The organism is Streptomyces sp. NPDC006510 (assembly GCF_040611955.1).
GTDB lineage: Bacteria > Actinomycetota > Actinomycetes > Streptomycetales > Streptomycetaceae > Streptomyces.
Genome location: NZ_JBEXPH010000220.1, coordinates 1 through 12,335 on the forward strand (window position 1 = coordinate 1; position 12,335 = coordinate 12,335).

Annotated in this window: 4 protein-coding genes; all 4 read right to left on the minus strand. The window is 74.6% G+C overall.

What is annotated here, in order from left to right:
* Nucleotides 1–55 precede the first annotated feature (55 nt).
* The gene (locus tag ABZY11_RS37950; protein WP_356483530.1) at nt 56–2,095 is read right to left on the minus strand and encodes a beta-ketoacyl synthase N-terminal-like domain-containing protein; all 2,040 of its coding nucleotides are present in this window, start codon (nt 2,093–2,095) and stop codon (nt 56–58) included.
* On the minus strand, nt 2,092–5,388 hold the full coding sequence (locus ABZY11_RS37955; protein WP_356483531.1) for an amino acid adenylation domain-containing protein: 3,297 nt from the start codon (nt 5,386–5,388) through the stop codon (nt 2,092–2,094). Before ABZY11_RS37955 ends, ABZY11_RS37950 begins: the two co-directional genes overlap by 4 nt.
* A 5-nt stretch (nt 5,389–5,393) precedes the next feature.
* Complete coding sequence (locus ABZY11_RS37960; RefSeq protein WP_356483532.1) at nt 5,394–9,374, minus strand: amino acid adenylation domain-containing protein; 3,981 nt, start codon at nt 9,372–9,374, stop codon at nt 5,394–5,396.
* Nucleotides 9,371–12,335: amino acid adenylation domain-containing protein (locus ABZY11_RS37965; protein WP_356483533.1), on the minus strand; the 2,965-nt coding region annotated here is incomplete at its 5' end. The genes ABZY11_RS37965 and ABZY11_RS37960, both read right to left, overlap by 4 nt.

Genomic DNA, 12,335 nt, shown 5'->3' on the forward strand with positions numbered 1-12,335 from the left:
CTTGGGCCCCGACCCACTTCCGGGTCGGGGCCCAAGCCCTGTGCGCCGTACTCACTCACTCCGCCTCGAACTCCGAGAGCAGAGCGTCGAGGGAGTCGTCACCGTCCTGGGCCGCGACGATCCGACGGGCCATCTCGTGCAGCGTCAGCTGCTCCAGGAAGAGCGTGATGGGCACATCGAGGTCGAAGTCGTCCCGGAGGCAGCCGACCAGGTGGACGGCGGTCAGGGAGTCGCCGCCGGCCGCGAAGTACGTCATCTCCGGGTCGTCGGCGTCCGCCAGGCCCAGGGCCTCGGCGATCAGCGCGCGGACGTCCTGCTCCAGGTCGGCGGTACGGCCGCCCTGCTCCGGCTGCTCGCCGCCCGGCGCGACCGGTACGAGGCGGTACGCGCCGTGGCTCTCGCCGGCGAAGGGGTAGGACGGCAGAGCGACCCGTCGGCCGGCGCCCTCCCGCACCACCTGCTCACCCGCCAGCCAGGCCTCGCCGAGCGGGTCGGGCCCGCCGAGGCCCACCGCACCGCCCGAGGCCAGTTCGGCGAGCAGGTCCGCCGCCCCCGCCCGGTCCCCGGCCCGCACATAGCCGCGCACGGCCAGTGGGGCACGGCCCAGGTACAGCGTGTACGCGGTGTCGGCGAGGGACGGGGCCCCCGGAGCCCGCAGCGCCCCGGCCAGCCGGCCGGCCATCGCGGAGAGGTCCTCCCGGGTGCGGGCGGACAGCAGCAGGACCTCCGGTGCGCCCTGGGCCTCCGGCTGCTCGGCAGCGGTGCGCCGGGGCGCCTCCTCCAGGACCACGTGCACATTCGTGCCGCCGATGCCGACCGAGCTCACCCCGGACCGGCGGGGACCGAGTTCGGGCTCCGGCCAGGCGGTTGCCCGTCCGACCAGGTGGAACGGCGAGTCGTCGAAGCCCAGTTCGGGGTGCGGGCGGCCGGCGTCGGCGTTCGGCACCAAGGTCGCGTGCTCCAGCATGAGCACCGACTTGATCAGCGCGGCCACGCCCGCCGCGGCGTCCAGATGGCCGATGTTCGACTTCACCGAGCCGATTCCGATCCGCTCGGTGCCGAGCGCCCCCTTGAACGCCGCGGTCGCCGCCGCCGCCTCGATACGGTCACCGAGCGCGGTGGCCGTGCCGTGCGCCTCCAGGTATTGGGCGTCCGCCGGATCGAGACCGGCCGCCGCCCAGGCCTCCACGATCGCGGCGGTCTGCTGGTCGACTCCGGGCGCGGTGAACCCGACCTTGGTGGCTCCGTCGTTGGTGATGGCGCTGCCCCGGATGACCGCCCTGATCGGGTCGTTGTCGGCGAGCGCGTCGGACAGTCGGCGCAGCACGACCACGCCCACCCCGTTGCCGGGGACGGTGCCGCCGGCCCGCTCGTCGAAGGGCCGGCAGCGGCCGTCCGGCGAGTAGATGCCGCCCTGCTGGTGGACGTAGCCCCGCTTGCGCACCGTGTCCACGGCGACACCTCCGGCCAGCGCCGTGTCGCACTCGCCGAGCAACAGCGACTGCACCGCGAGGTGCACCGCCGTCAGCGAGGTGGAGCAGGCCGTCTGCACCGTCAGGCTCGGGCCCTCCAGGCCCAGCCGGTAGGAGATCCACGGTGCGAGGAACTCACGGTCGGTGAGGATGCGCACCTGGAGCGCCCCGATGGACGCGGCGAGCCGCGGGTCGGTCTGCGCGGCCAGCATGTGCTCGGTGGGGCCGCCGCCGACATACACGCCGGTACGTGCCGACTCGCCCAGCGGGCTGCGCCCGGCGTCCTCCAGCGCGGACCAGGCCGTCTGCAGGAGCAGCCGGTGCTGGGGGTCGAGGGCCGCGGCCTCGGTGCGGTTGACGCCGAACAGCTCCGCGTCGAAGCGGTCCGCGTCCGCGAGATGGCCCTTGGCCGGTATGTAGTCGCGGCCGCGCACCTCCTGCGGGTCGGCGCCGTCGGCGATCAGCTCCTCCTCGGTGAATTCGGTCACCGAGCAGAGCCCGCCGAGCAGGTTCGCCCAGTAGGTGTCCAGGTCGGGGGCGCCGGGGAAACGGCCGCTCATCCCGACGACCGCGATCGCGGAGTCGGCTGCGAGGGGCTCGGCGGCGCTGGCGTTCTCGGTCATCGTGTGGAGCCTTTCCGGTAGCTGAGTCGTCGGGCGGCGGCGGTGCGTCGTGCGTGCCGGTCACCGCCGCGCGCGGCGGCAGTGTCGGCGGGAGGGGCGGTGTCGGGAGCCCCGGCCAGGGCCCCGAGGGCCGCCCGGTCGAGGTGGGCGGCGAGGGCGCTGACGGTGGGGTGGCGGAACAGGTCGACCAGGCTGAGTTCGCCGTACGTGCCCAGCTCGCGCAGGGCGGACAGGACGCTCAGCAGCCGGATCGAATTGCCGCCCAGATCGAAGAAGTGGTCGGTCACGGCAACGAGTTCGAGATTGAGAACCCGGGCCCACAAGCCGGCCACCAGCTGCTCGGTCGCGGTACCCGCCACGGTGGTCGAGCCGTCCGGCCGGCACCGCACGGTGGCGGGCTCCGGGAGCCGGGCCCGGTCGATCTTGCCGTTGCTGCTGAGCGGCATCTCGTCCAGGCGCACGAACACCTCGGGCACCATGGACCCGGGCAGCCGCCGGGCGAGATGGGCGCGCAGCTCCGCGTCCGGGGGCGCCGCCCCGTCCCGGCCCACGACGTACGCCACCAGCCGCTGGGCGGTGCCCGTGCCGCGGACGGTGGCCGCCGCCAGGGCGACGCCCGGCGCACCGGCCAGCAGGGTCTCGATCTCGCCGAGTTCGATGCGCACGCCGCGCAGCTTGACCTGGAGGTCGGAGCGCCCGAGGTAGTGGATGAGCCCCTGCGCGTCGATCCGGCCGAGGTCACCGGTGCGGTACATCCGGGTGCCCGGTGCGCCGTGCGGGTCGGCGACGAACCGTTCGGCGGTCAGGCCGGGCCGGCCGATGTAGCCGCGGCCCAGCGACGCACCGGCCACGTAGATCTCACCGGCGACCCCGGCGGGGACCGGCCGGAGCAGCTCGTCGAGGACGTAGACCCGGGCCCCGGGCACGGCGCCGCCGAGCACCACGGGCTCGCCGGGGGTGAGGTCCCCGGTGGTCGCGTAGACGGTCACCTCGCTGGGACCGTACGCGTTCACGATCCGCCGTCCGGGCGCGCCGAGCCGCTCGACCAGTTCGGCCGGGCACGCCTCGCCGCCGACCGCGACGGTCCGCAGCTCGGGCAGCTGCCCGGTCAGGTCGGGCAGCAGCATCGCGGCGGACGGCGGCAGGAACACATAGGTGATGCGGGAGTCCCGCAACCGCTCCAGCAGCGCCTCGCCGATCCGCTCGTCCTCCCGCGGGATGTGCAGCTCCGCCCCGGCCACCCAGGGGAAGAAGAGGTCGGACACGGCGACGTCGAAGCCGAACGACACGAATTGCAGCACCCGGTCGCCGGCCTCGACCGGAAAGGAGTTCCGGACCGCCCGGGTGAGGTTGACCAGCGCCCGGTGCTCGATGGCGACGCCCTTGGGGACGCCGGTGGAGCCCGAGGTGAACAGGACGTAGGCGAGGTCCTCGGGGGCCGGTGCGGTGCCGGTCGCGGCGGACCCCGGCGCGACGGGGTCCGTGACGGCCGGGCGGTCGACCCGGATGCACGGCACCTCCAGGCGCGCCGCCTTCTCCGCGGTCTCCCGGGAGGCCAGCAGCAGTCCGGTGCCCGAACTCTCCACCATGTGGCGGAGCCTGGCCTCCGGGTGGGCCTGATCCAGCGGTACGTATGCGCCGCCCGCGCGCAGCACGGCGAGGGCCGCGATGCCCTGGTCGGCCGAGCGGGGCAGGAACAGACCGACCCGGAAGCCGGGCCGCACCCCGGCGCCGCGCAGCCGGGCGGCCAGCGCGTCGGCACGGGCGAGCAGTTCGGCGTAGCTCAGGCGGAGATCGCCGCAGACCAGGGCCGTGGCATCGGGGTGTTCCGCCGCCCGGTCGGCGATCAGGTCGGGTACCAGGCGGTCCAGCGGTGCGGCCTCCGCGAGGCGGTCGGCGCCGGCGATGGTCCGCCGGCGTTCGTCGGCCGGGACCAGCTCCACCGAGGACAGCGGTGCGGACGGGTCCGCGAGGAGCCCCGCCAGCAGGGTGCGGAAGTTGTCCGTCCAGCGGCGGACCGTCGCGGCGTCGAACAGGTCGCTGCGGTAGATGAACTGGGCGGCGAGTCCGGCGCCCCAACGCTCCATGAACAGATGGAAGTCGAACTTCGCGGTGTCCAGGGTCAGGGCGAGCCGTTCGGTCGTGGCACCGGCCAGCCGCAGATCCGGCGCGGCCTCGTCCTCGTAGCTGAGGGCCACCTGCACCACCGGGTCGTGGCTGGTCTCACGGACCGGGGCGAGGGTGTCGACCACCGCCTCGAACGGCGCGTCCTGGTGGGGCTGTGCCGCCAGCATCGAGGCCCGGACGCGGCTGGTGAGCTCGTCGAGCGAAGGGTCACCGGACACATCCACCCGCATCGCCAGGGTGTTGGTCAGCATCCCGACCATCTCCTGGAGTTCGGGCCGCTCACGCCCCGACGACGGGTAGCCGACGACCAGGTCCTCGCCGCCCGAGAGACGGGAGAGGAACGCGGTGTACGCCGCGAACATCGTCATGAACGGGGTGGCGCCCTGGGCCGCGGCCACTTCGGCCAGACGCTCCCTGACCTCGGCGCCGAGCAGGAAGCGCTCGGTGCCCCCCGCGGCCGTGCGGACCGGTGGGCGCGGGCGGTCCAGCGGCAGTTCCATGGCGATGGGCGCGCCGCGCAGCCGGTCGACCCAGTGATCCACGGACGCCTCGAACGCCCCGTCCGCGGCCCGCTCCCGCTGCCAGGCCGCGTAGTCGGGGAACTGGAGCGGGAGTTCGGACGGCCGGTACACCGTCCCCCGGGCCTCGTGCCGGTAGTTGTCGGACAGCTCCTCCAGCATCAGGCCGAGCGACCAGCCGTCGCAGACCAGGTGATGGGCGACGAGGAGCACCCGGTGGCTGCCGTCGTCGACGGCGCACACGGTGCAGCGCAGCAGCGGTCCCGCGGCGATGTCGAAGGGGAGCGCGGCCTCGGCGCGCACCAGGGCGTCCGCACCGGCGGCGGGCACGTCCCGCCGGACCGTGAGCGGCACCCGTCCGACGGCCGAGACGCGCTGTGCCGGGGTGCCGTCGTCGGCGGTCCGGAAGACGGTCCGCAGCGCCTCGTGGCGGGCGACGAGCGCGTCCAGCGCGCGGCCGAACGCGTCGGTGTCGAAGGGCCCGCGCACCGTGAAGGCGACCGGGACGTTGTACTGGGGGGAGCCCGGATTCAGCTGGTCGAGGACCAGCAGTCGGCTCTGGGCGTCGGAGGCGGGGAACTCGTACTCCTCGTCCCCGCCGCCCTCCCCGGCGTAGAGGTCGATGAGCTCGACGGCGTCGACGGTCATGGTTCTCAGTCCCCTCGGAGGGCGGTTTCGAGGACCGCGGCGATCTCGGCCGCCGGGCCCGGGGTGAGTACGTCGCTGTGACCGCAGTCCAGTTCGTGTACATCGAGCGCGGCGGTCACGCGCTGCCAGGTCTCGGTCTTCTCGGTCGTGGTCGGCCAGTCGTCGTGCGTGGCGGAGAACAGCGTCATCCGGCCCTCGTAGCGGGACGGGCGCCACTCCCGCACGAGCCGGGTGTGATGCACCCCGGCGTCGACGAGGGTGTGCAGCCGGGCTTCGGAAAGGCCGTCGAAGGCCACCTCGTGGGCCTTGGCGAACACCGCGGACCGCTCCAACGGCCCGGCCGGCAACGGCAGCTCCGGGGCATGGGCGTGGAGCATGATGCGCAGCATCTCGTCCTCGACGGCGGCGGCATCCGGGGGATTGCGCCTGAGCCTGTCCGGCATCGGCATGGCGTCCACCACGGCGAGCATCCCGACCTCCTCGCCGGCCCGGCGCAGCCGCACCGCCAGTTCGTGGGCGAGCGGACCGCCGAAGGACCGGCCGAGCAGCAGATACGGTCCCCGCGGCTGGAGTTCACGGACACTGCGCAGGTACAGCTCCGCCATCTCGTCCAGGGTGTCCGGGAGATCGCCGACACCGTTCAGCAGCGCCGGGCTCTGCAGGGTGTGCACCGGGCGGGCCGGATCGAGGTGCGGCAGCAGGTTCACGTACGACCAGCTGAGACCGAGCCCCGGGTGCACGCAGATCAGCGGGGTGCGGTCGCCGCCGGTCCGCAGGGTGAGCACATGCTCCAGGCTGTTGTGGTGCGGCCCGTCCGACGCCGCAGCGGGCCCGGGGCGCTTGGCGGGGCGCAGCGGTATCCGCGGAGCGGAACCGTTCGCGGACGGCGGCGTGTCGAGCCGGGCGGCGAGACCGGCCGGGGTCGGCGCGTCGAACAGGGCGGAGACCGGGAGCCGTACGCCGAGGACCGTCTCGATCTTCGACTTCAGCCGCAGCGCGGTCAGCGAATGGCCGCCGGCCCGGAAGAAGTCGGTGTCGGGCCCGACCGCGGGGATGCCGAGCACCGTGCCGAACAGGGCACACAGCTCCCGCTCGCGCGGGGTGCGCGGAGCCCGGTGCGCCACCGGCTCCCCGGTGGGGCCGGGGTCGGGGAGCGCGGCCCGGTCGACCTTCTGGTGGCGGGTGAGCGGCACCTCGTCGATCCGGGCCCACCGGGACGGCACCAGATGCGCCGGTAGCTGCCGGGCGGCATGCTCCCGGACCCGGGCGAGGGTGTGGTCCCACTGCTCCTCCTGGTCCGGGCGCGCACCGGAACCGTTGTTTGTGCTCCGCGCCAACACCAGCCAGGCGGCCAGTAGCTTGCCGCCCGCCGCGTCCCGCCGGGCACCGACCACGGCCCGCGCCACGCCGGGACAGCCCGCCAGCGCGGCCTCGACCTCGGCGGGCTCGACGCGGAAACCACGCACCTTGACCTGGTCGTCGGCCCGGCCCGCGAACTCCAGGGCACCGTCCGGCGTCCAGCGGGCCAGGTCCCCGGTGCGGTACATACGGCTGCCCGGCGGCCCGTACGGATCGGCGACGAACCGCTCCGAGGTGGGGACCGGCCGCCCGAGGTAGCCCCGGGCGAGACCGCTGCCGCCGATGTAGAGCTCACCGGTGGCGCCCACCGGGACGGGGCGCAGCCGGGCGTCCAGGACATGGGCGCGGGTGTTGTCCAGAGGACGCCCGATGGGGACGGCCCCCGGCCGATCCGTGGCCTGGGCGGTGGCGGTGTGCGCGGTGGCGAACACCGTCGTCTCGGTGGGGCCGTAGCCGTTGACGACCACCGTGCCCGGGCAGTGCTCCCGGATCCGGCGCACGGTGTCGGGCGCGAGGACGTCACCGCCGGACCACACCTCACGGAGCCCGGCCAGCGCCTCGGGCGCGATCTCCGCGACGGTGCGCAGCAGTTCGGGCGTGAGCATCAGCGCGGTGACCCGCCGTTCCCGGACCACCCGCTCCAGCAGCTCGGGAGTGACCGCCTCGGCGGGGGCCACGACCACGGTCCCGCCGTTCAGGAGCGGGATCCACACCTCGTAGGTCGAGGCGTCGAACGTGTACGGGTTGTGCAGCAGCACCCGGTCGTGGGCACCGCCCGCGAAGCGGCCGTCGGCGGCGAGTTCGGTGATCGCCTGCTGCGGGACGACCACCCCCTTGGGTTCTCCGGTGGAGCCGGAGGTGTAGATCACGCAGGCGGCGGACCCGGGACGGTCGGGGACACCGGCGAAAGGTGCGGGCCCGGACACCTCGGTGACGTCCAGCACCGCGGTACCGGCGGGCAGCACAGCGGCAGCCGGACCCGTCCCCGCGGTGAGGACCAGGGCGGGGGCTGCCGCCGCCATCAGCCGGGCCAGCCGCTCCGCCGGGTGCGCCGGGTCGAGCGGCAGCCAGCAGGCGCCCGCCTTGAGGACCGCGAGCTGGGCCACGACCAGGGACGCCGAGCGGGGCAGCAGCAGGGCCACGGTGTGCCCCGGTGCCACACCGGCCCGGACGAGGCGGCCGGCCAGCCGGTCCGACGCGGCGTCGAGCCCGGCGTAGCTGAGGGTCTCGCCGTCCGTGTCGACGGCCGGTGCGTCCGGCGTACGGGCCACCTGGGCGGCGAACCGCCCGGTCAGGGTGGCAGGTGCGGCGGGCGTGCGGGCCGGGCCGTCGGCCAGGGCCAGCAGCTGGTGCCGCTCCGCCGCGGGCAGGGCGTCGATGTCCTCCACCGGTGTCTGCGGCGAGCGGGCCAGCTGCTCCAGTACGTGTGCCAGGCGCTCGGTGACCGCGGTCGCCGAGATGCCCCGGCGGCAGCTCACCGACAGCAGCAGCCGGTCCTCGGCGACCGCCGCGATGGTGACCGGGTAGTGCGTCGCGTCCGTCACCTTCACCAGGCGGACGGCGCCGGAGCCTTCGTCGCTCCCGGAACCCCGGGGGAAGTTCTCGAAGGCGATGATCGAGTCGAACAGCTCACCGGCCCCCACGGCGCGCTGCACCTCGGCGGCTCGGGCGTGGTGGTGCTCCAGCAGCCGGGACTGCTCGTCCTGGATCCGGCGGAGCAGCTCGTCCACCCGCTCGCCGTCCCGCAGCCGTACCCGTACCGGCAGGGTGTTGATGAACAGGCCCACCATGGACTCGACACCGGGCAGGTCGTGCGGGCGCCCCGAGACGACCGCGCCGAAGACGAGATCGCGGGATCCGGTCAGCCTGGCCAGGACCAGGGCCCAGGAGACCTGCACCAGGGTGTTGAGGGTGACGCCCGCCGAGGCGGCCCGCCGGACCAGCCTCTCGGTCAGGCCGGTGGTCAGCCACAGCCGTGAACGGTCCGGCGCCGTGTCCGGTCCGGCGGGGGCCAGCAGCGCGGGCCGTTCCAGGCCCTCCAGCGACTCGCACCACGCCGCTTCGGCCTTGTGCCGGTCCTGACCGCCCAGCCACACCAGGTAGTCCCGGTAGGGCGCGGCGGGCGGCAGCGGCCGGCCCGCCACGAGGGCGGCGAGGTCCCGCTCGACGACCGGCATCGACCAGCCGTCCAGCAGGATGTGGTGGAAGGACACGATCAGTTCGGCACCGGTGCCGTGCCGCAGGAACGTGGCACGGACCAGCGGTGGGCGGGCCAGGTCGAAGCGGAGCGCCGCGTCCTCGCGCAGCACCTCCTCGGTGCGCACATCCACCTCGTCCGGGGCGAGACCCGTCAGGTCCACTTCGGTCCACGGCACCCGGACCGCCTTCGGCACGACCTGGACCGGCCGGTCCAGGCGCTCGTGCCGGAAGCAGGCTCGCAGATTCGGATGCCGGTCCAGGAGCGCGGCGACCGAGGCCCGTACCGTTTTCCCGGTGATCGCGGGGCCGATCAGGAATCGGGCCTGCACCAGATAGGGGTCGGGGCCGTCGGTCTGCCGGGCGGCGTGGAAGAGCAGGCCCTCCTGCAACGGGGAGAGCGGCAGCACGTCCGCGATGCGCGCGTTCATCGTCGCTCCCCTTCGCCGCCGGTGGAGCCGGTGTCGTCGAGGCCGGCGTCGAGGTCGCCGAAGTCCATCTCCTGCGCGAGGAGTTCGAGCTGGTCCCCGGTCAGGTCGACGAGCGGGAAGTCGGACGGGGCGTGGACGGCTCCGTCGTCCGGCCCGCAGTGGTCCGCGAGGACACCGAGCGCCTCGGACCACGCCCGGGCCAGCGCGCCCATCTCGTCCTTCGTGAACACCCCCGACGGGTAGGAGAAGCTCGCCTCCAGAACGGGCTCGCCGTTCTCCTCACGGGCCAGCACATCCACCTCCAGGGCATGCGCCAGCGGCACGGCGTCCGGGCCGGGCTCCAACAGCCGCCCGCCCGCCGCGTCGCTCGCGCCGAACCGGCCCAGATAGTTGAAGCGGACATCGGGCGCCGGGAGCGCGGCGAGTGCCGGCCCGGTCCCGGGGTTGAGGTAGCGCAGCAGACCCCAGCCGAGCCCGCCGGAGGGCACCGCCCCCAGCTGCTCCTTGACGCACTTCAGGGCCTCTCCCGGCTGACCGCCGGGCGCCACCGACGCGGCACCGACATCCAGGCGGACCGGGTACTGCGTGGTGAACCAGCCCACGGTGCCGGACACATCGACCGGGGCGGAGATGGCCTCGCGCCCATGGCCCTCCAGGTGGACGACGAGCGCGGAACCGGTGCCCCGGCGCTGGACGGCCGCCGCGGTCAGGGCGGTCAGCATCACCGCGTCGGGACGGCAGTTGAAGGCGCCCGGCAGGGTGACGAGCACACTGCGGGTGAGCCCGGGGTCCAGTTCGAAGGTGAGGGTCTCCCGGCGCCCGGCCGCCCCCGGACCGTCGGTGAGGCGGGCCGTGTCGTCCGCCAACTGCCGCTTCCACCAAGGGAGTTCATCGAGCCGTAGCCCGGCCTCCCGGGAGAGCAGCCGGGACCAGCGGGTGAACGAAGCCGTCTTCGCGGGCGCGACGTTCCCCTCCGGACGGCGGTCCAGCGCCGCGGCGAGCGCCTGCCCGAGCACCCGCCAGGAGAATCCGTCCACGGCCAGATGGTGCACGGTCAGCAGCAGGGCACCGGGCCGGCCGGAACCGGGGTCGAGCCACACCGCCCGCACCATCTCGCCGTCCTCGGGCCGCAGCGTGACGCGCCGCGCGAGCTCCGTCGCCCGGGAGTGGAGATCGGCGTCCGCCGGCACGGCCACCCGGACGGCTCGCGCACCGGCGGGTGCGCTCTCCTCGGGCACCTGGAGCTCCCAGCCGGTGTCGTCGTCGCGCACCAGGCGCATCCGCAGCGCGGCGTGCCGCTCGGTCAGTACGGAGACGGCCTCCTCGATCGCCGCGAGTCCGGTGCCGTGCGCCAGCGGGAACAGCATGGACTGGGTGAACGTGGCGGTGTCGCCGCTCTGTTCGCGCCACCAATGCATCACCGGGGTGAGGGGCAGCCGCCCGGTTCCGGTGTCCTCCTCCTCCGGCGCGTCGTCGTCGGGCGTGCGGGCCAGCACGGCCAGCCGGGCCGGGGTGCGTACGGTGAACACGTCGTGCGGCGAGAGCACCAGACCGGCCGCCCGCGCCCTGGCGGCGAGCTGGATCGCCATGATGCTGTCGCCGCCGAGCCGGAAGAAGTCGTCGTCGGCACCGGCCTGTTCGAGGTCCAGGAGATCGGCGAAGAGCCCGCAGAGGATCTCCTCACGCGCCGACCCGGGGAGCCGGACGGTGTCCGCGGTCCGAGGGGCGGGCGCGGGCAGGGCGGACCGGTCGAGCTTGCCGTGCGAGGACAGCGGCAGCGCGTCCAGAGCCACCACGGCGGCCGGGACCATGGCCGCGGGCAGCCGCCCGGAGGCGTGCAGGAGCAGCGCGCCCTCGTCGATCTCCGCTCCCCGCGCGGGCACCACGTACGCGACGAGCTGTGCGGTGCCGGCCCGGTCGCTCCGTACGACGGCCACCGCCCTTTCCACGGTGGGGTGTTCCGCGAGCGCGGCGGCGATCTCACCCGGCTCGATCCGCAGACCGCGCAGCTTCACCTGCTCGTCGCTGCGCCCGAGGCAGTACGTGCTGCCGTTGTCGTCGCGGTGCGCGAGGTCGCCGGTGCGGTACATGCGGCTGCCGGGCGGACCGTAGGGGTCGGCGACGAACCGCTCGGCGGTGAGCGCGGCACGTCCCAGGTAGCCACGGGCGAGCGCGGGGCCCGCCAGGTACAGCTCACCGCCGACCCCGGCCGGTACCGGACGGAGCCGGTCGTCGAGGACGTAGGCGGTGGTGCCCGCCACCGGTGTGCCGATGGGCGGCACCGTTCCGTCGGCCTCCAGCGGTCCGGAGACGGTGGCGACGACGGTCGATTCGGTGGGCCCGTAGGCGTTGTGGAAGCGCCGCCCCGGGGCGGCCCAGCGGGCCACCAACTCCGGTGGGCAGGCCTCGGCGCCGACGACGAGGGCGCGCAGATCCGGATGCGGTCCGGCCGGCACGGTCGCGAGCACGGACGGCGGGACGAACGCGCAGGAGATCCGCCGCTCGGTCAGTACCGTCCCGAGGTCCTCGCCCACGAGCGGACCCGGCGGCGGCAGCACCAGGGTTCCGCCCGAGCCGAAGGCCAGGCACAGCTCTCCGACGGAGATGTCGAAGGAGGGCGGCCCGAGCTGGAGCACCCGGCTGTCCGCGTCCAGTGCGAGGCCGTCCACCAGGCTCCGGGTGAGCGCGGCCACACCGGCATGGGTGACCACCACGCCCTTGGGGGTGCCGGTGGAGCCGGAGGTGTGGATGACATGGGCGGCGTCATGGGGTTCCGGGCCGCCCGGCGGCAGCGGCTCCCCGGACCGGGCGGCCTCGTCGAGGACCAGGGTCGGCAGACCGGTTTCCAGGGGCGCGGCGCCGGGTTCGGTGACCAGGAGCACCGGCGCGGCCTCGGCGAGGACCCGGCGGATGCGCTCCGCCGGGTGGGCGGGGTCCACGGGCAGATAGGCGGCGCCGGCG